This window comes from Ponticoccus sp. (in: a-proteobacteria) (genome assembly GCF_048381735.1).
In genome coordinates, this window is the sequence record NZ_JBLXGL010000005.1 from 56,376 (window position 1) to 76,338 (window position 19,963).

General features: G+C 67.6%; 16 protein-coding genes and 1 tRNA gene. 14 read left to right on the forward strand and 3 right to left on the reverse strand.

Features of this window, described 5'->3' with window-relative positions; genetic code table 11:
• Window positions 1–175 precede the first annotated feature (175 nt).
• From ACN5KJ_RS11165 to ACN5KJ_RS11205, 9 genes are all read left to right on the forward strand, one after another.
• Window positions 176–955, forward strand: coding sequence for an alpha/beta fold hydrolase (locus ACN5KJ_RS11165; RefSeq protein ID WP_418594000.1), 780 nt, complete (start codon window positions 176–178; stop codon window positions 953–955).
• Window positions 952–1,383, forward strand: coding sequence for a DUF309 domain-containing protein (locus ACN5KJ_RS11170; RefSeq protein WP_418594001.1), 432 nt, complete (start codon window positions 952–954; stop codon window positions 1,381–1,383). Before ACN5KJ_RS11165 ends, ACN5KJ_RS11170 begins: the two co-directional genes overlap by 4 nt.
• Window positions 1,384–1,532: 149 nt before the next feature.
• Window positions 1,533–3,191 carry a 2,3-epoxybenzoyl-CoA dihydrolase gene (boxC, locus tag ACN5KJ_RS11175; RefSeq protein ID WP_418594003.1) on the forward strand — a complete coding sequence of 553 codons (1,659 nt, stop codon included), beginning with the start codon at window positions 1,533–1,535 and terminating at the stop codon, window positions 3,189–3,191.
• Window positions 3,192–3,260: 69 nt separating this feature from the next.
• Window positions 3,261–4,712, forward strand: coding sequence for a benzoyl-CoA 2,3-epoxidase subunit BoxB (gene boxB, locus ACN5KJ_RS11180; protein WP_418594004.1), 1,452 nt, complete (start codon window positions 3,261–3,263; stop codon window positions 4,710–4,712).
• Window positions 4,713–4,839: 127 nt separating this feature from the next.
• Entirely contained in the window at window positions 4,840–5,007 is a 168-nt protein-coding gene (locus ACN5KJ_RS11185; protein ID WP_418594006.1) for a hypothetical protein, read from the forward strand.
• A complete protein-coding gene (boxA, locus tag ACN5KJ_RS11190; protein WP_418594007.1) occupies window positions 5,004–6,185 on the forward strand; it encodes a benzoyl-CoA 2,3-epoxidase subunit BoxA in 1,182 nt (393 codons plus the stop codon). The genes ACN5KJ_RS11185 and boxA overlap by 4 nt, the downstream gene beginning before the upstream one ends.
• A gap of 120 nt (window positions 6,186–6,305) precedes the next feature.
• Window positions 6,306–6,743, forward strand: coding sequence for an acyl-CoA thioesterase (locus ACN5KJ_RS11195; RefSeq protein ID WP_418594009.1), 438 nt, complete (start codon window positions 6,306–6,308; stop codon window positions 6,741–6,743).
• Window positions 6,744–6,804: 61 nt separating this feature from the next.
• Complete coding sequence (locus tag ACN5KJ_RS11200; protein WP_418594011.1) at window positions 6,805–8,868, forward strand: FAD-dependent oxidoreductase; 2,064 nt, start codon at window positions 6,805–6,807, stop codon at window positions 8,866–8,868.
• A 207-nt stretch (window positions 8,869–9,075) separates the two neighbouring features.
• On the forward strand, window positions 9,076–10,992 hold the full coding sequence (locus ACN5KJ_RS11205; RefSeq protein ID WP_418594012.1) for a putative bifunctional diguanylate cyclase/phosphodiesterase: 1,917 nt from the start codon (window positions 9,076–9,078) through the stop codon (window positions 10,990–10,992).
• Here ACN5KJ_RS11205 and ACN5KJ_RS11210 read toward each other — a convergent pair.
• Window positions 10,976–13,297: an ATP-binding protein gene (locus ACN5KJ_RS11210; protein WP_418594014.1), complete on the reverse strand. Its 2,322-nt coding sequence runs from the start codon at window positions 13,295–13,297 to the stop codon at window positions 10,976–10,978. The two genes, ACN5KJ_RS11205 and ACN5KJ_RS11210, sit on opposite strands and share 17 nt — an antisense overlap.
• On the reverse strand, window positions 13,294–13,656 hold the full coding sequence (locus ACN5KJ_RS11215) for a response regulator (protein ID WP_347167857.1): 363 nt from the start codon (window positions 13,654–13,656) through the stop codon (window positions 13,294–13,296). The genes ACN5KJ_RS11210 and ACN5KJ_RS11215 overlap by 4 nt, the downstream gene beginning before the upstream one ends.
• A gap of 81 nt (window positions 13,657–13,737) precedes the next feature.
• Between ACN5KJ_RS11215 and ACN5KJ_RS11220 the strand changes: the two genes are divergently transcribed.
• Window positions 13,738–16,284 (forward strand): CheR family methyltransferase, encoded by a 2,547-nt coding sequence (locus ACN5KJ_RS11220; protein WP_418594016.1) that lies wholly within the window; start codon window positions 13,738–13,740, stop codon window positions 16,282–16,284.
• A gap of 711 nt (window positions 16,285–16,995) precedes the next feature.
• Here the strand turns inward: ACN5KJ_RS11220 and ACN5KJ_RS11225 are convergent.
• A tRNA-Ser gene (locus tag ACN5KJ_RS11225) sits at window positions 16,996–17,085 on the reverse strand.
• 273 nt (window positions 17,086–17,358) lie between these two features.
• Between ACN5KJ_RS11225 and ACN5KJ_RS11230 the strand changes: the two genes are divergently transcribed.
• The 4 genes from ACN5KJ_RS11230 (at window position 17,359) to ACN5KJ_RS11245 (ending at window position 19,957) form a co-directional block, all read left to right on the forward strand.
• A complete protein-coding gene (locus tag ACN5KJ_RS11230; protein WP_418594017.1) occupies window positions 17,359–18,165 on the forward strand; it encodes a hypothetical protein in 807 nt (268 codons plus the stop codon).
• 203 nt (window positions 18,166–18,368) lie between these two features.
• Window positions 18,369–18,962, forward strand: a complete 594-nt coding sequence (locus tag ACN5KJ_RS11235) for a 50S ribosomal protein L21 (protein WP_347167853.1) — start codon at window positions 18,369–18,371, stop codon at window positions 18,960–18,962.
• A 25-nt stretch (window positions 18,963–18,987) separates the two neighbouring features.
• Window positions 18,988–19,257, forward strand: a complete 270-nt coding sequence (rpmA, locus tag ACN5KJ_RS11240; RefSeq protein WP_023850923.1) for a 50S ribosomal protein L27 — start codon at window positions 18,988–18,990, stop codon at window positions 19,255–19,257.
• A gap of 163 nt (window positions 19,258–19,420) precedes the next feature.
• Complete coding sequence (locus ACN5KJ_RS11245; RefSeq protein ID WP_347167852.1) at window positions 19,421–19,957, forward strand: GNAT family N-acetyltransferase; 537 nt, start codon at window positions 19,421–19,423, stop codon at window positions 19,955–19,957.
• The last annotated feature ends 6 nt before the right edge of the window (window positions 19,958–19,963 follow it).

The window sequence follows — 19,963 nt, forward strand, 5'->3', positions numbered from 1 at the left end:
TGCCGTATCTGGCTGAAAAGGTTTTAAATTCACTGGCTCAGGAGTGGTGCTTCGGCGCTGGGAGTGCCGCGCAGGGCAATCCGCCCCGCGCCGACACTCTGCGGGCGACGGGATTGCTCCGGGCGTGGCGTGAACGGGAGGGTATGACATGTGGGTTGGATGTGGCACGTTAAATGTGGCTGGCAAGTCACTGGAATATGGTTGTTTCGGCCCGTCCCCGGATGAGGCGCCGACCATCGTTCTGCTGCACGAGGGGTTGGGGTGTCTTGCGCTCTGGCGCGACTTTCCGCAGCGCCTGTCGCAGGCCACGGGTTTCGGTGTCATGGCCTATTCGCGCGCGGGTTACGGCCAGTCCGACCGCGCCGAACTGCCACGCCCGCTGGACTACATGACCCGCGAGGCCACAGGGGTGCTGCCGCAGGTGCTGGGTGCCGTGGGCTTTCGGCGCGGCGTGTTGATGGGGCATTCCGACGGCGCGACCATTGCCGCGATATACGGGGGCACTGTGTCGGACATGCGGGTGCGCGGGCTGATCCTGATGGCGCCCCATTTCTTTGCCGAGGACATGGGTCTGGCCGAGATCGCCAGGGCGCGCGAGGGCTATGAGGATGGCCTGCGCGACCGTATGGCCCGGTATCACCGCGACCCGGACAACGCCTTTCGCGGCTGGAGCGAGGCCTGGCTCGATCCGGCGTTCCCTGCGTGGAGCGTGGCTGATGTCATTGACTACCTGCGGATTCCGACGCTGGCGGTTCAGGGGCGGCAGGACCAGTATGGCACGCTTGCGCAGGTGGACGAGATCGCGCGCCGCGCCTATGCGCCTGTCGATACGCTGATCCTCGACGATTGCCGCCACGCACCGCATCGGGACCAGCCCGAGGCGGTGCTGGAGGGGGTCGCCGATTTCTGTGCGCGGCTGGAGCGCATCGAGGCTGCCCAGCCTGTCGGCGCATGAGCTTTCCGCGCCCTGTGGCCTACATTCCCGGCCAGACGCCGCGTCACCCCGAAGGTCTCTTTGAGGCCCTGCGCGCCACCGTCCGCGCGGGCATGTCCGAGGGCGCGCTTGCCGACTGCGACGCCCTGCGGGCCGGGCTATATTACCTCGATGAGGGGCTGTTCTGGGAGGCGCATGAGGTGCTGGAGCCGGTCTGGATGGCCTGTCCGCCCAATTCCGCCGCGCGGCAGGTCGCTCAGGCGCTGATCCAGATTGCCAATGCGCGCCTGAAGCTGCGGATGGGGCGGCGGCAGGCTGCCGCGCGCATCGCCGCGCTGGCGGATCGCCATGTCACGGAGGTGCGCCACGCGGGTGGGGAGGCGCCCCTTGGGCAATCGCTCGAGTCGCTGGAGAGACGGTTGGAGGGGCTGCGGCAGGATCTGCGGTAGTGCAATATAATGCATTAAATTAGGTTTGCTTTTTAAGGTGCTGAAATTGGGTTGTATTGCTGGGTGTTCTGAGTGCAATAAAGGGCATGATCCTTGTTTACCGGCGCCGAATGATGCTCTATAGTGCATATTAAATGGAGGAGACGCGCATGGCCAGGGTCATCGATTTTCAGACCGATCCGTCGAAGTACCACCACTGGAAGGTCGAATACGACGGCCCCGTGGCCCGCCTGATCATGGATGTGGACGAAAATGGCGGCCTCTTCGAGGGGTATCAGCTCAAGCTGAACTCTTACGATCTGGGCGTCGATATCGAGTTGAACGACGTGGTGCAGCGCATGCGCTTCGAACACCCCGAGGTGAAGGTCGTGGTGATGATGTCCGGCAAGGAGAAGGTCTTTTGCGCCGGGGCCAATATCCGCATGCTGGGCGGCGCGGCGCATAGCCACAAGGTCAATTTCTGCAAGTTCACCAACGAGACGCGCAACGCTTTCGAGGCCGCCGAGGCGGACTCGGGGCAGAAATACATCGCGGCGGTCAAGGGGGCCTGTGCGGGCGGCGGCTACGAGCTGGCACTGGCCTGCAACCATATCATGCTGACGGACGACTCGCAGTCCTCCGTCGCCTTGCCCGAGGTGCCGTTGCTGGCGGTTCTGCCCGGCACCGGCGGGCTGACCCGCGTCACCGACAAGCGCAAGGTGCGCCGCGATCTGGCCGACATCTTCTGCTCGACCGAAGAGGGTGTGCGCGGCAAGCGGGCCCGCGACTGGCGGCTGGTGGACGAGGTGATCCCCAACTCGACGTTCGACGAGGCGGTTGCCGCGCGCGCACAGGAATTCGCCGCCGCCTCGGCCAAGGGCGACGCGCAGGGCATCACGCTGGGGCCGCTTGACCGGACCATCGCCGAGGACGGCTCGGTCAGCTACAGCCTTGTCGAGGTCGCGGTGGACCGCGCCGCGCGCAGGGCCGTCATCACCCTGAAGGGCCCCGAAGAGGAGGCGCCCGCCGACATGGAGGCCTTTCAGGCGCAGGGCGATCAGGCCTACCTGCTGAAGCTGGCGCGCGAGTTCGAGGACGCGATCCTGCACCTGCGCCTGAACGAGATGGATTGCGGGCTTTGGGTGATCCGCACGCAGGGCGACCCCGAGGCCTTGCTGGAGCAAGAGGCGCTGCTGGCCGACCATGCCGATCACTGGCTGGCCAACGAGGTCCGGCAATACTGGAAGCGCACGCTGAAGCGCGTGGACGTGACCTCGCGCTCGCTGGTGGCGCTGGTCGAACACGGGTCGTGTTTTGCCGGGGTGCTGGCGGAACTGCTCTGGGCCGTCGACCGCAGCTACATGATGGAGGGTGAATTCGAGGGCGACAACCGGCCCATCGCCACCGTCACCCTGTCGCCCGACAACTTCGGCACCTACCCGATGGGCAACGCGCTGTCGCGGCTGCAGACCCGCTTCCTTGCCACACCCGAGACGGTCGAGGCGCTGAAGGCCAGGATCGGCGAGCCGCTGGAGGCGGAAGAGGCCGATGCGGCGGGGCTGGTCACGATGATCCTCGACGACATCGACTGGGAGGACGAGATCCGCATCTTCATGGAAGAGCGCGCCAGCTTCAGCCCCGACGCCATGACCGGGATGGAGGCCAACCTGCGCTTCGCCGGCCCCGAGACGATGGAGACGCGCATCTTCGGCCGCCTGACCGCCTGGCAGAACTGGATCTTCAACCGGCCCAACGCGGTGGGCGCCGACGGCGCCCTGCAACGCTACGGCACCGGTCTGCGCGGCGATTACGCCATGGAACGTGTTTGAAGAAATTTCGAAGAAAATTCATGAACGACAGAGCTTTCGGCGAAAGCTCTGAGACCCCGGAGGACCCCAATGCTCGACCTGATCAACGTCAGCTACGACACCCAGATCCCCAATAACGTCGGCCTCAGCGAGGACCGCAAGGTGCTGAAGGCGCTTGAAAAATGGCACCCCGGCTACCTCGACTGGTGGAACCGGCTGATCCCGCAGAACTTTCAGGAGTCGATGGTCTACCTGCGCACCGCCGTTTCGGTCGACCCCAAGGGCTGGGCCAAGTTCGACTACGTCAAGATGCCCGAGTACCGCTGGGGCGTGCTGCTGGCGCCGCAGGTCGAGGATCGCAGGATCCCCATGGGCGAACACGCTGGCCAGCCCGCCTGGCAGGAGGTGCCGGGTGAGTATCGCAACATGCTCAAGCGCCTGATCGTGATCCAGGGCGACACAGAGCCGGGTTCGGTTGAACAGCAGCGCTTCCTGGGCCTGACGGCGCCCTCGCTCTACGACATGCGCAACCTCTTTCAGGTCAATGTCGAAGAGGGCCGCCACCTCTGGGCCATGGTTTACCTGCTGCAGAAATACTTCGGCAAGGACGGGCGCGAAGAGGCCGATGCGCTGCTGGTGCGTTCTTCGGGCAGCGAAGAGGCGCCGCGCATGCTGGGCGCCTTCAACGAGGAGACGCCGGACTGGCTGTCCTTCTTCATGTTCACCTATTTCACCGACCGCGACGGCAAGATGCAGCTTGAATCGCTTGCGCAGTCCGGCTTCGACCCGCTGTCGCGCACCTGCCGCTTCATGCTGACCGAAGAGGCGCACCACATGTTCGTGGGCGAGACCGGTGTGGGCCGCGTCATCCAGAAGACCTGCGAGGTCATGACCGAAAACGGCATCACCGACCCCTATGACATCGACCGGGTGCGCAGCTACGACGTGATCGACCTGCCGACGATCCAGAAGAAGCTGAACCTGCACTACACGCTCTCGCTCGACCTCTTCGGGCAGGAGGTCTCGACCAATGCGGCCAATGCCTTCGCCGCCGGGATCAAGGGCCGGTACATGGAGCACCGGATCGACGACGACCACCAGCTGAAGGGCGACACCTACGTGGTCTGGGATTTCGAGAACGGCAAGGCCGTGCAGAAGGAGGTGCCCGCGCTGACCGCGATCAACATGCGCCTGCGCGACGACTACATCCGCGATGCGGCGGGCGGCGTGGGACGCTGGAACAAGGCGATCCAGAAGGCCGGCATCGACTTTGAACTGAAGCTGCCGCACGAGAGCTTCCACCGCCAGATCGGCGTCTTCGCGGGCAAGAATTTCGACCCCGAGGGCAATATGGTCGGCCAGACCGACTGGGATGCGCAGGTCAAGGACTGGCTGCCCACCAAGGGTGACGGCGACTACATCGCCTCGCTGATGAAGCCCTGCTACGAGCCCGGCAAATACGCGTCCTGGATCGCGCCGCCCAAGGTCGGGATCGACAACAAGCCGGGCGATTTCGAATACGTCAAGCTGCACATGGCTTGAACTGGGGGTCTGAAATCGGGGGCCTGCGCCTTCGGTCAGGGCCTTCAGGCCGGGGCGCATGACCCCGAAGACCGAACCGACAGGGCAGGGCGCCCGCGCGCCCGCCACACCAAAGGGAGGAAACGCGATGCAGACCGAACGGTTTTGCGGCCACGCGCCGCGCGCCAAGGAACTATCCCGCGAGTTGCTGAGCAGCGGCCCCTGTCTGGGCTGTCCCGGCTGCCGGGGCATCTGCGCCGCGCTGATCGAGGCGCTGAGTGTGCCGGAGGTGGTGCTGAACCGGGGCGGCTCATGAACAAGCCCCTGAAGCAGCACCTGATCGACCCGGAAATCTGCATCCGCTGCTACACCTGCGAGATGACCTGCCCGATCGAGGCGATCACCCACAATGACGACAACGTCGTGGTGGATGCGTCAAAGTGCAACTTCTGCATGGATTGCATCCCGGTCTGCCCGACCGGCTCCATCGACGAATGGCGCGTGGTGTCCGAACCCTACAGCCTCGCGGAGCAGTTCGAGTGGACCGAACTGCCCGAGCAGGAGGACATCGGCCAGTCCGAGGCAGACACCGGCCTCGAGGCATTGGACGAGGCCATGGTAGCCCTGCTGGCAGAGGCGCACAGGGGCGCGGGCGGCAAGGCAAAGGCACCGGCCAGCGCGGCCAAGCCCTCGGTCAACATGTACACGCCGGGCAAGCCCGCCACCGCCAGGGTGCAGGGCAACTACCGCCTCACCGACGACCCGGATCACGACGTCCGTCACATCATCCTCGACCTCGGTGGCCAGCCCTTTCCCGCGCTCGAAGGCCAGAGCATCGGCATCATCCCCCCGGGCGCCGACGGCAAGGGCCAGCCGCATCTGCCGCGGCTCTATTCCATCTCCAGCCCGCGCGACGGCGAGCGCCCGAACTACAACAATGTCTCGCTGACGGTGAAGCGCGAGGCGCAGGGCCTCTGCTCGAACCACCTCTGCGACCTGAAACAGGGCGACACGGTGCAGATCACCGGCCCCTTCGGCGCGACCTTCCTGATGCCCGACAACCCCGAGGCGCGGCTGCTGATGATCTGCACCGGCACCGGCGCCGCGCCCATGCGCGCCTTCACCATGCGGCGCCAGCGCACCACCGGCGGCAAGACCGGCGGCATGGTGATGTTCTGCGGCGCCCGCACGCAGAAATCGCTGCCCTACTTCGGCCCGCTCAAGAAGGTGCCCAAGGACCTGCTCGACCAGCACCTCGTCTACTCGCGCGAGGGCGCGCGCGAATACGTGCAACAGGCCATCGCCCGCGAAGAGGACAAGGTCGCCGAACTCCTGAAGGATCCCGCCACGCATATCTATGTCTGCGGGCTGCGCGGCATGGAGGAAGGCGTCGAAAAGGCCATGACCAATATCGCCGAAAGCATCGGCGAGCCCTGGCACACCCTGCGCGACCGCATGCGCGAGGAAGGCCGATACCACGTCGAAACCTACTAGGCCCCCCTTGCCCCCGGGCACATCCCCTGCTTCTCTGGTCCTCCAAATACCCTCGGGGGGAGGCCCGCAAGGGCCGGGGGCAGAGCCCCCGCGACGCCCCAGCAAACGAATGACGCCGCCATGACAGACCGCCCCGCCAACGCCCATGCCCATGAGATCCGCGTCACATGGGGCGACTGCGACCCGGCGCGTATCGCCTATACCGCGCGGCTACCGTGGTTTGCGCTCGACGCCATCAATGCATGGTGGGAAGAACACCTCGGCGACGGCTGGTTCCAGATGGAGATCGACCGCAATCTCGGCACGCCCTTCGTGCGGCTGGAGATGGACTTCCGCGCGCCGGTCACGCCGCGCCACAGGCTGATCTGCCACGTCTGGCCCTCGCGGCTGGGCGAGACCTCGATCTCGTTCCGGGTCGATGGCGAGCAGGACGGCAAGCTCTGCTTTTCCACCCATACGACCAGCGTCTTCATCACCGCCGACAAGTTCGCCAAGCAGAAGCCGCCGCAAGCGATCCGCGACCTGATCGCGCCGTACCTGCCGACCGCGGCGGGCTGATCCGGCAGGCTGCGCGCGGGCCGGGTATCCATCACAGAACCAGCAGGAAAGGGAGGCGACCATGCCCGTCACGCGCCGCCGCGAAGGCAACACCGGATATGTCACCCTCGACAATCCGCCCGTCAACGCCATCGGTCGGGCCGAACGCGCGGACCTGCTCGAAGCCGTCGGATGGGCCGAGGCCGAGCGGCTCGACCGGGTGATCGTCACCGGCGCGGGCCACGCCTTTGCCGCCGGGGCCGACGCGCGCGAATTCGACGGCCCGCCCGCCGAGCCGCATCTGCCCGAGGTGCTGGATGCCATCGAACGCAGCCCGGTGCCCTGGGTCGCGGCGATCAACGGGGTCGCGCTTGGCGGCGGTGCCGAGATCGCCATGGCCTGCCGGATGCGCGTGGCCGCGCCCCAGGCGCAGATCGGCCTGCCCGAGGTGACGCTGGGCGTGATCCCCGGCGCGGGCGGCACGCAGCGCCTGCCACGCATCGTCGGGCTGGAAAAGGCGCTCGAGATGATCACCCTCGGCAAGCCCGTCTCTGCCGCCGCGGCGCAGGCCGCCGGTCTGGTGGATGACGTGGACGAAGACCCGCTGGACGCGGCCTTCATGATCAACACCGAGGACATGGGCTGCCGCGTGCCGGTCTGGGAATTGCCCCCGCCGCCCCATGACCCCGCCGCGCTGGCAGCGGCCCGCGAGCGGCTGGCCGCCAGAAGCCCCGGCCAGATTGCCCCGCTGCGCGCCGTCGATGTGATCGAAGAGGGGCTGACCAGGCCCTTCCACGAGGCCATGCAGTCCGAACGCGCCGCCTTCCTCGCGTTGCGGCAGGGCGATCAGGCCCGCGCCCTGCGGCACATCTTCTTTGCCGAGCGTGCCGCCAAGGCGCCCTCGGACCTTGCGGCAGTGCCCCTTCCGCTCGATACCGTCGCCGTGGTCGGTGGCGGTACCATGGGCGCGGGCATCGCCTATGCGCTCCTGAACGCCGGCCTCTCGGTCGTGCTGCTGGAAACCGACGCCGAGGGCGTCGCGCGGGCCGGCGCCAATATCGACAAGATCGTTTCGGCCAGCCTGAAGCGCGGGCTGATCGACGAAGCGGGCGCCGAGGCGCGCCGCGACCGGCTGACCCTGACCAGCGACTATGCCGCCGCCGCAAAGGCCACGCTGGCCATAGAGGCCGCCTTCGAGGCGATGGAGGTCAAGAAACAGGTGCTGTCGGCGTTGCAGGCTGCGCTGCCCGCCGAGGCGGTGCTTGCCACCAATACCTCTTACCTCGACATCGACGAGATGGCCGCCGTGCTCGACGATCCCGCGCGCCTCGTGGGCCTGCATTTCTTCGCCCCCGCCCATATCATGAAGCTGCTGGAGATCGTGCGCGGGGCACAGACCTCCGACGCGGCGCTTGCCACCGGCTTTGCGCTGGCCAAGCGGCTGCGCAAGGTGCCGGTGCTGGCGGGCGTCTGCGACGGCTTCATCGGCAACCGCATCCTCGCCCGCTACCGCGAGGCGGCGGACACGGTCTTCATGGATGCGGCAACCCCGTGGGAGGTGGACGAGGCCATGGTGGCTTTCGGCTATGCCATGGGCCCCTACGAGGCGCAGGACCTTTCCGGCCTCGACATCGCCCATGCCAACCGCCGCCGTCAGGACGTCACCCGCGATCCGGCGCGGCGCTACATTCCCATCGCCGACCGCATGGTCGAACTGGGCAAGCTGGGCCGCAAGACCGGCGCGGGCTGGTATCGCTACCCGGGCGGCGGCGGCAAGGTCGAAGACCCGATCGTCGCCGATCTGGCGCTGGAAGAGGCGCATCTGGCGGGCATCACCCGCACCGAGATGACCGAGGCCGAGATCGCCGAGCGCCTGGTGCTGGCGATGATCAACGAGGGCGCCGACATCCTGCACGAGGGCATTGCGCAATCGGCGCGCGACATCGACCTCGTGACGGTTTTCGGCTACGGCTTTCCACGCTGGCGCGGCGGGCTGATGTGGCACGCCGACAGGCTGGGCGTCGCCCATGTGGTGCAGCGGCTTGAAGCACTGGCCGCCGAGGATCCGGTGGTCTGGACACCCAGCCCCGCATTGCTGCAGTGCCGCGACACCGGGTGTGCGCTGTCGGACTATCGCAAGGCCTGACCGGGGCAGGGGCCGCCTGACCCCCTTGGATTTTAACGGATTGTTAACGACTGATCTTGCCATATGGTGGAAAGATACGGATCGCTGACAACCAACGGGGGCATTGCCCCAGCGGCCGGAGGTCACAAAAGCCGCATTATGGGCATGGATTTTGAAACAGTATTCCCGTCGGGTCCGGGGGGCTCCCGATCACGGGGGGACAGCGCTTTGAGCGGGTCCGCCCTTCCCGGGCGCGACGACCGCGCGGCGGCCCTGCTGCATCTCGTGCGGCAGGGGGTGAGCACGGCGGGCTCCATGATGCGCGCCCTTGTCCCGGCCGAGGACGTGGTGATCGTGACATGGCTGGAGGTCGCGCGGGACGACGTGCCAGGGGCCCGGTCGGAAGACGGGGCGGCTGACGGATCGGATGTGGGGGTCGATGACGCGCCGGGCCAGGGCCCCGGCCGGGCGGCGCTGCACCGGCTGGCCTGCAGGCACCTGCTGGCGGCGATTGCCGGCACCCAGCCGCCGGGAATGGCTCCGGGACCGGATGGCACCATGGCCTGTACCGCGCCGCTGGGCGGGGATACGGCGCTTCTGTGCCCCTTCGACACCGACGGCGGCGAGATCATGGGCGTCGTCGCGCTGCGCGCCCCGGCGGCGGTCCGACCCGCCGACACCGGCCCGTTGTTGGAAAAGATGGCCCGCGCGGCGCGGCTGGTGGGGCTGCATCTCGGCGGGGTCATCAGCAAGGTCGAGCTGGAGCTGGACCTGATCGCCGCCCGGCAGCAGATCAACCGGCTGGAACGCCTGAACCGCACCGATCCCCTGACCGGGCTGCAGAACAAGACCGCCTTCGAGGCGGGCTATCAGGCGCGGATCGGCGCGGCGCAGGACCCCCTTGCGCTGATCATCCTCGACGTCGACCATTTCAAATCCGTGAATGACCTCTACGGGCACCAGTTCGGTGATTCCTACCTGCGCACCCTGTCGCTGGCGCTTGGCTTCGCGCTGCCCGAAAGCGCCGAAATCGGGCGGATCGGCGGCGACGAATTCGCGATCCTCCTCGATATCCCGAAACGCGGCGCCGGCTACCTCGAGGCGGTGATGAAGCGCTGCCGCACCGCGATCCTGCGCGCCACGGCAACCCTGGGCAAGCCGGACCTTGGCAAGGTCAGCATGGGGGCCGCGATCTTTCCCGACCACGCCCGCGACGGCACCACGCTGTACGAACTGGCGGACAGCGCGCTCTATATCTCGAAAAGCGACGGGCGCGGGGCCCAGACGGTCTTTGATCCGGCGCGGCATCAGGCCTTCAACCCCCGGGCCATCGGACGGCGGTTCCGGCAGGCCGCGCATGACGGGCTGATCCGGCCTTATTACCAGCCGATCTACGATCTTCGGACGGGTGCCTGCCATGGCGTCGAAATGCTGGCGCGCTGGGGCGATGCCGACTTCGGGCTGATGACGCCCGAGCAATTCCCGGGCATCTTCCTCGATCACGAGAATGCCGAGCTTCTGACCCATGTGCTGACCGCCCGCGCGCTGTCGGACCTGTCGGACCTGCGGCAGCGCAACCCCGCGCGACCGACCCTGTCGATCAATGTCACCAGCTTCGACCTGATCAACCCGGAGTTCGTCTTCGACCTTCAGGCGCTGCTGTCCGACAACCCCGGCATCGACTGGGACAGCATCGTCATAGAGGTGACGGAAACCATCATGATGGGCGCGCCGAACGGGCAGATCTTCCGGTCGCTCGAGGAACTGCGCCGCCGCGGTGCGCGGGTGGCGCTGGACGACTTCGGCACCGGCTACGGCGGGCTGCGCCACCTCAGCGGCTGGCCCATCGACTGCATCAAGATCGACCGCAGTTTCGTGAACCGGATGAGCGAGAGCGAGACCGACGCCGCCATCGTCGAGGCGCTGCTGACCCTTGCGGGCCGGTCCGGGCTGACGGTGGTCGCCGAGGGGGTGGAAACAGAGGCCCAGCTGCAGCGGCTTCAGGCCATGGGCTGCCGCCTTGTGCAGGGCTACCTGCTGTCCGCACCGGCCCCCGCCGACCGGCTGGATGCGCTGATCCGCCCGCTGGACCTTGGCGCCTTCGCGGCGGCGGGGGCGCCGACCCTTGTCAGGCGCGAAGGGTGACGGAGACCGCGCGGCGCAGGGCGTCGATCGAGGAAGGCTTGCGCAGCATCACCCCGGGCACGATCCGTTCCGGCGGGACCTGCGTTTCGGCATAGCCCGACAGGTACAGCACCGGCAGGCCGGGCTGGCGGTCAAGGGCAAGCGCGGCAAGGCGGTGGCCGTCGACCGGGCCGCCCAGCCGGATATCGGTGATCAGAAGGTCGAAGCGCGGCCCCCGGTCGAGGGCGTCGAGCGCCGCGTCGGGCTGCCCGACCGGCGTCACCTCCAGCCCCATGAGCCGCAGGGCCTCGACCAGCATGGCGCGGAACTGGGGATCGTCCTCAACCACCAGCGCGCGGCGGCCGGACAGCCCGTCCGCCGGGGCGGGTGTGGTGTCGCTGTCTTCCGGGGTGGGGGCTGCCGGACCCATCGGCAGGCGCAGCACCGCCTCCGTGCCATGGCCAAGGCGCGAGGACAGCCGCAGGCTGCCGCCCATCTCGCGGGCGAAGGCGGCGGTCAGCGACAGGCCAAGGCCGCTGCCGTCCTGCATCTGGCGGCTGCCGAAGACGGGATCCTGCGCCTGTTCGAGCGCCTCGGCGGACATGCCGGGGCCATCGTCGCGCACCGTCAGGACCAGCGTGTCGCCCTCGCGCCGGACAAGAACCGCGATGCGCCCTTCGGCGCGCGCGGCATGTGACAGCGCGCTGCGGGCGTTCAGCACGAGGTTCAGCAGGGCGGTCTGCAGGTCGATCCCGCGCCGGATCGCGCCGATGCTCTCTTCCGGAAGGCTGGCGTCCAGCCGGTACTCGGCAGGCAGCGAGGGGCGGATCAGCCGAAGCGCGCCGCCGATCAGGGCAAGCGCATCGTCCGGCGGTGCCTCATGTGAGGGATCGCTGCCGAAGGCCATCATGCGCCGGGTCAGGTCGCTGCCGCGCGCGCAGGCGTCGCGGGCGGTTTCCAGCGCCTGCCGCATCGGCGCCGCCTCGGTCTGCATCAGGCCGGTGTCGCTGGCCAGCCGCACCACGCCCAGCACGTTGGACAGCTCGTGCGCGACGCCGCCGGCCAGTTGGCCAAGCGCCTCGCGGCGCTGCACGCCGGACAGGCGGTCCTGCAGGGTGACGCTGTCGGTCTGGTCGGTGACGGTCAGCACCAGCGATCCGGCATCGGGGCCCGTGGGGCGCAGGGTCTCGCAGTGAAACCGCAGGACCCGCATGCGCGCGGTGTCATCGAACAGCCCCACCAGCCTGCCGGTCTCGCGCCGCGCCACAACAAGCGCCTCCACCGGACGTTGCGCGGCGGCCAGCGGCTTGCGGGTCTCGGGGTCGAGAAAGCGGGCCTCGCGCAGCCAGGCGGCGACCGAGCGTCCCGCTCCGGCAAGGTCGCGGGCAGCCTGGTTCGAGGCGGTGATCTCGGCCTTGGCGTCGAAGACGACGACCGCCATGGGGATGGCGTCCAGCAGCTGTGCGACGCGGCGGCCCTGTTCGAGCGCGGCGCGCTCTTCGCGGTTCTGCGCCCGCGCCAGCCTCAGGACCAGCGCGGCAGAGACCAGCCCCAGCAGGGCCGCGCCCGCGGTCAGGCCGAGCGTGGTGGGAAACAGCCCCTGGCGCGTGGCCATGATTGTCAGCCAGGCGCCGAGGACGGGCAGAAGGATTGCAAGCGGCAGCACCGTGCGCGCGGTCCGGCTGCCGGTGCCCTCTGCGGTGGCCAGCGCGACCCAGCCCCGGTCCGGCGCGCGCAGCAGCGTGGCGGCGAAGATCAGCGCGAGGCTGATGGCGGTGGGCAGCGAGAGGCCGGTCAGCACGCCGACGCTTTGCGTTGCCGTGAGATCCAGCAGCCAGCTTTCCAGAGCGAAGAGGGCCAGCACCAGGCCCGCCGTCGACAGGCCAACCCATCCCGGGCGGCCCGGCGGCATCAGCGAGACCAGCGCCGCCAGCGTCAGCAGCAGGGCCGTGGCCGGTGACATGCGGTCCCCGGCGGCGGTGACAGCGCCGCTGGCCACCGCCCAGCCGCAGATCGCAAGGACGGCAGCCGCGCAGAGCCGCCGCACCAGCCCGGCGCGGGGGTGGTCGGCGGGCAGGACGAGGGACAGCGCCAGCAGCACGACCGCGCCGGCGGTCGAAGGCACCATGACCGGCAGATCGGGCGCCTGACGCAACACCCGGTCGATGCGGATCCCCCATCCCAGCAGCAGCGTGACAAGGGCGATGGCCAGGGCCATCCCCGCGGCGATGCGCGACACGCGCATCAGCCGCGCGCGGCGCAGCCGGGTCGGGGCCGGGGGGCGGTCGGTTTCGGCAGGCGCCGGGGCGGCGTGGCGTCCGGTCATGCGGTCAGGCGGCGCACGGTCCGGTCGAAGGACGACAGCGGCTCTGTCTTGTGGAACCGGGCCGAGGCCAGCCGCAACCCTTCGGTGAACAGCGGCGAAAGCACAAGCTCCATGTGGCCGGTCACGATGACGACGGGCAGCGCGGGGTCGTGCGCGTGCAGGCTGTGCAGCGTGGACAGCGCGCCGCCGCCCTCCATCAGGACGTCGAGAAAGACGATGTCCGCCGGGCAGCGGGCCAGCGCCGGAAGCACCTCCTGACCGGAGGCCACCCCGGTGACCGCATGGCCCAGTGCCTGCATCGCGGTGATGAAGGCGGCACGATAGTCGGCATCGTCGTCCGCGATCAGGATACGCGCCATGCTTCGCCTCCGGATTGAAGAATTCACGCAAATGTGTGATATCAGTGTGCAAAGGGAAAAGATACGGGCTGTAGGGGGTGCATGGCACAACAGGAACCCGCCGCGCAGGGAATACCGCTCGTTGTCATCGGTGCGTCGGCCGGCGGGCTTGAACCGCTCGAGGCCTTCTTCGAGGCCGCGCCGCTGTCCGCGGGCTGGGCCTTTGTCGTGGTCCAGCATCTGTCGCCCGAGTACCGGTCGCGCATGGATGAGCTTCTGGCCCGGCGCTCGCGCCTTGCGATCCGGCCGGTCGAGGACGGGCTGGCGATCGAGCCGGACACGATCTACCTCAACCGTCCGAACGCCTATGTCGAGATCGTCGACGACCGCTTCCGCGAAACCGCCTATTCCGACGAGGCCACGCGTCCGCATCTGCCCGTCGACGCGGTGTTTCAGTCGCTGGCCGGGCGAAGCGGTGGCTTCAGCCTTGGCGTCGTGCTCTCCGGTTCGGGCCGCGACGGGGCCAAGGGCGCGCGGATCCTGAAGGCCGGGGGCATTCCCGTCCTCGCCCAGACCCCGACAGAGGCGCGTTTCGATTCCATGCCGCTTGCGGCGATCGGCGAAGGCGCGGCCACGCGCGTCCTGTCCGCCGGTGACATGCCACGGGCCATCGCCGAGCTTCTGCGCGAGGCCAGCGGCGCCCGCAGCGGCGCCGAGGCCGAGGAGGGGGCGCTGGCGCGGATCATGCGCCTGCTCGAGGAAAACCGCAAAATCGACTTCACCGCCTATCGCCACGCCAATGTGCAGCGCCGCATCCAGCGCCGCCAGCAGCTGCGCGGCTTTGAGCGGCTGGAGGACTACGCGGCCTTTCTTGCCAGCGACAAGACCGCCCTCGACCAGCTGTATCAGGACCTGCTGATCGGCGTGACCCAGTTCTACCGCGACCCAGAGGCGGTTGTGGCGCTGCGGCAGAAGCTGCTGGACCCGCTGGCCGGGGCCGAACACGACGGCACGCCGATCCGCATCTGGGTGCCCGCCTGCGCCAGCGGTGAAGAGGCCTATACCATCGCCATCGAACTGACCGAGGCGCTTGAGAAGGCCAAGTCGAACCGCAAGTTCCGCATCATCGCCACGGATGTGCATCGCGGTTCGCTGGAGCGCGCCTCGCTGGGCATCTACACCCCCTCCGCGCTGGCCAATATGCCGTCCGGGCACCTGTCGCGATACTTCGAAAGGCAGGGCAACCTCTTCGTCGTTGATCCGGTGCTGCGGCAGAAGATGATCTTCTCGACCCATGATGTGCTGCGCGATCCGCCCTTTATGAACCTCGACCTGATTTCCTGCCGCAACCTGTTCATCTACCTGCGCGAAGAGCCGCAGGCGCAGGTGCTGTCGATGTTCCTGTTCGGCCTGCGCCATGACGGGCACCTGATGCTGGGCGGCTCGGAAAGCGTCGGGCGCTTTACCGAGGAATTCGCCACTGTCGACGCGCGCTGGCGGTTGTATCGCAAGACCACCGACAGGCGTTTCGTCGACCCCGCCGCGATGCACCAGCAAAGCCTGCCGCAGTCCCGGACAGAGCCGATCGTCAACCGCAGCCGTTCGGTGGCGCAGGATCGCACGATGATCGCCGATATCGCGGATATCCGGAACCGCGACGTCCTGATCAAAAGCTACAACCTGCTGCTGCGCCGCTACGCGCCCTCTTCGATTCTGGTGACAGGGGAAGGCACGGTGCTGGGCTGGTTCGGCGCCGCCGCCGCCTTCGTCGACACGATGAACAACCTTGCGGACTGGACCGTCGAGGACATCGTTCACCCGGATCTTCATTTCCCGATCAAGGTCGGCATGGAAAAGCTGCGGCAGGGCGCACTGGAGGTCTTTACCCGCAGCGTGACGGTGACGCTTGTGGCGGGCCGCCAGCAGCAATGCACGGTGCGGATCGAGGCGCTGGAGCAAAGCGCCCGGGTCAAGATCATGCTAGTGGCGGTCACGATGGAGGGCGGCGAAGAGGTCCTGCCGCCCCCCGCCGGGGCCAGCCCGGTCAGCAGCGACGACATGTCCCTTGTGACGGGGCGGGTCCGCGAGCTGGAGCGCGACCTGCGCCTGAGCGAACAGACCCTGAAGCAGGTGACCGAGCGGCTGGAGGCCAGCGGCGAGGAATTGCAGGCCTCGAACGAGGAGTTGCAGGCCTCGAACGAAGAGTTGCAGGCCTCGAACGAGGAACTGCAGGCCTCGAACGAAGAGCTGCACGCGGTCAACGAAGAGCTCGTCTCTGTCAGCTCCGAGCACGAGCGCAAGATCCAGCAGTTGTCCGAACTGAACGACAGCACAGAATTCGTGATGGACCTGATGAGGATGGGGGTGATCCAGGTGGACCCCGAAGGCCGCATCCAGCGGTTCAGCCGCCTGATGTCGCGCGACTTCGGCATGGTCGCCCATGATACCGACCGCCCTCTGTCCGTGATCAGCCCGCGGCTGGGGTTTGTCGACCTGCCCGATCTCGTCGCCCGGGTTGCGGAAAGCGGCGAACCGCAAGAGGCGGAGGGCGAGGTCGAGGGCCGCCGGACGGCGGTTCTGGTTTCGCCGCTGCGTCAGTCCGACGGCGCGTCCTTCCCGGGCGCGGTGATCGTGATCCGCTACCTGTAAGGGGCGCCGGACGGTCCCGGTCGCGCCGCGACCCCCGGCGCGGCCAGAAGCGCGCACCGGACATATCCGTCTGGCCGATCCGCCTGACGGATCCCCTTGGCAGGCCGATCGGCAATGCGCAGGCCGTGGCAAGACGCGCCGCGAGAGCCACCGCTGTGTCTGCGAAGACGGGGTGATGTCCCCTGCAGGCGGTCGGTCGGGGGCGGCAAGGGACTTGGTCGGAGGGCGGCACCTGTGGGCCAGAGAAATCGAAACCGGCTGCACACGCGGGCATCGCGCGGGCGCGCCGCCGGGGATGGCTGCCGGCGGCAGGGGGGCTTTGCGCCGGAGGGAAAGCAGGTCCGCCAGTATCAACCGGCGGGTGCCGATATCAGGGATCGCAGCGTCACCGGCTGCGGGGGGCGCGCGCTTTGCGACCGCCACAGGGCACAGGGCGCGGGACCTATTCCAAGGCCGGGCTGGACAGAGAGGCCGGGGCTGAACATCCAAGCCCGTTCTCGATTTCATTGTCGAAAAATCTGGCGACCCAAGGCGTGACCTTCCCGACCAGGTCCATGGGGGCGGCCATGCAGAGAAACCGGACGGTTCCCGGCTTACTGGTTTGGCTGAAAGCGGGCATGTTCCAGCCGTACCCTTGTGGTCCGTGATGGACAGGGCGGATTTATGGGGATCGCTTGCTTTTCCCCCTTGGCATCAAGGCCTTGGGGGAAGTGGCGGAGAGACAGGGATTCGAACCCTGGGTCCCCGTGAAGGGACAACGGTTTTCGAGACCGCCCCGTTCGACCACTCCGGCACCTCTCCGCGGGGGTCTTGGTAGCGGGGCGTTTAGCCAATTCGGATTCCGCTTGCAACAGCATTCGCAAAGAAAGTTTGCGGAAGCCCCGGGCGCCCCCTGCCGGAGCGGGGCCGACCGGCCCGGGATGGGCGTGCTCTTGCGCAAAACCGACAGGGGCGCTTGTTGCCGGACACCGCCTGCTCTAGGTCATCGGCATATCAGCAGGCACAGGCAGGAGCATGACGGATATGTCGGCAAGGCTTCGGAACAATGGCAGGACTCAGGGCGGGCCTTCCGCGATGGGGGCACTGACGTCCTTCGGACTGTCCGCGCTCTGGGCGCTGCCCGCCGGGGCCGAACCGGTCGACGACCTGTTCGAGGCCCTGCGGCTGCCCGAGATGATCGGAATCATGCGCGAAGAGGGCATGGCATACGGCGACGAGCTGGGGCGGGACATGTTCGCCGACAGCGCCTCGGCGCGCTGGACCGGGATGCTGGACGATGTCTACGACACCACCCGGATGGAAGCCGCCGTCCGCGAGGATTTTGCCGAGGCCATCGCGGGCACCGATCTCGACCCGCTGCTGAGCTTCTTCGAGGGCGAGACCGGGCAGCGCATCGTCGGGCTGGAGCTGGAAGCGCGCCGGGCCCTGATCGACGACGACGTCGAGCAGGCCGCGCGCGACGGCTTCCGTGCCGCGCAGGTCGACGAGGATCCGCGGCTTGACCAGCTGGGGCGGTTCATCGCGGTCAACGACCTGCTGGAGGCGAACGTGGCGGGGGCGCTCAATGCCTCGTTCCAGTTCTACAGCGGCCTCGTCGACGGCGGCGCGATGCAACTGTCCGAGGGCGACATCATCAGCGACGTCTGGGCGCAGGAGGAAGAGACCCGCTTCGACACCGAGGAATGGCTGCACGCGTTCCTGCTGATGGCCTATGATCCGCTCGACGACGAGACGCTGGACACCTATATCGAGGTCTCGGCCTCGGACGAGGGCAGGGCGCTGAACCAGGCCCTGTTTGCCGCCTTCAATGCCATGTACGACGATCTGTCCTATGCGCTTGGCCTGGTGGCGGCGCAGCAGATGCAGGGGCAGGATCTCTAGGCGGACCGGCGGGGCGAAGGGCTTGACAACGCAAGCGCGCCGGGGATAGAGAAAGGCACACAAGACGGGGCTTCGGCCCCGCCTTTTGTTTTTGGTCAATCGATGCCCCGATGGGGCACGCTGTTCGAGGCGGCCGGTAGCCCGGCCCGAAACGCCCGGAACCCCGGGGGCCGCAGAACGCGGGAGAGAAAAGGAAGACGCGCATGTTCGCGGTGATGAAAACCGGTGGCAAGCAGTACAAGGTTGCAGCCGGCGATACGCTCCGGGTGGAAAAGCTGGCAGCCGATGCCGGTGAAACCGTCCAGTTCAACGATATCCTGATGATCGGTGGCGACAGCCCCGTCGTCGGTGCGCCGCTCGTGGCCGGTGCTGCCGTTCAGGCCGAGGTCGTGGATCAGGTCAAGGGTGACAAGCTCATCCACTTCGTGAAGCGCCGCCGCAAGCACAGCTCGCAGCGCACCAAGGGCCACCGCCAGCAGCTGACCCTTCTGCGGATCACCGAGATCCTGTCCGAAGGCGGCGACAAGACCGGCGTGAAGGCCGCCGTTGGTGCGGGTTCCGCGCCGAAGGCCGCTGCTGACGCCGCCCCGGCGAAGGCAAAGGCCGCCAAGGCAGCCGCCCCCGCAGCCGAGGGCGACGACCTGACGCAGATCACCGGTGTCGGCCCCGCCGCCGCCAAGAAGCTGAACGAAGCCGGCGTCACCACCTTCGCCGCCCTCGCCGCAGTCGACCCCGAGACCTTCGAGGGCGCCAAGGTGAAGGCCGAGTGGGTCGAACAGGCAAAGACGCTGGCGTAAGCCGCGATAGCAAGGAGAGAGACACATGGCACATAAAAAGGCAGGCGGTTCCTCCCGCAACGGTCGCGACTCCGCCGGACGCCGTCTTGGCGTGAAACTGTACGGTGGCCAGGCTGCGATTCCGGGCAACATCATCGTGCGCCAGCGCGGCACGAAGTTCTGGCCGGGCGAAGGCGTTGGCATGGGCAAGGATCACACGATCTTCGCAACCGCCGAAGGCGCCGTGAACTTCCGCAAGGGCCTCAAGGGCCGCACCTTCATTTCGGTGCTGCCGGTGGCCGAGGCCGCGGAGTAAACCGACCGACGACGTCGCAGGATATTCGGGGGATCGGTCTGATGGCCGGTCCCCTGTGCCGTTTGTTCGGCACGGATCGGTCACATTCTGAACAGAAACGACTTGTATCCGCAGGGCCTGCAAAGGCCCGAATTACAGGCGGTTGCACGAGAGGAGAGTGCAGATGGGCCTTCATAACGTCATGGATCAGCCGACGGTTGAAACGGATCGTTTCGACCTGCGCCCGCTGCGTCGGTCCGACATGGGCCTGCTGGAGCATTATTCCGGCGACAAACGCGTGGCGACCATGACCACCTCTATCCCGCATCCGCTGCCGCCCGGCGCGACCGAGGCCTATGTCACCCGCGCCATCGCGCCGGAACGGGTCGAGGATATCTGGGCCATGGATGCGACGAAGTCCGGCGGGGCCGAACTGATGGGCGTGATCGCGCTGGAACGGATGGAGGGCAACCAGTCCGAAGTCGGCTACTGGGTCGCACCGCCGTTCTGGAACACCGGTCTCGCCTCCGAGGCGGTGCGCGCGCTGGTCGAGGCGAACCCGATGAAGAACGCCACGATGTTCGCCAGTGTCTTTCAGGACAACCCGGCCTCGGCCCGGGTGCTGGTGAACTGCGGCTTCGAATACATCGGCGATGCCGAAGCCTATTCCGTCTCGCGCGCCGCCAAGGTGCCAACCTGGACCTACCTGCGCAAACTCTGAGGATAC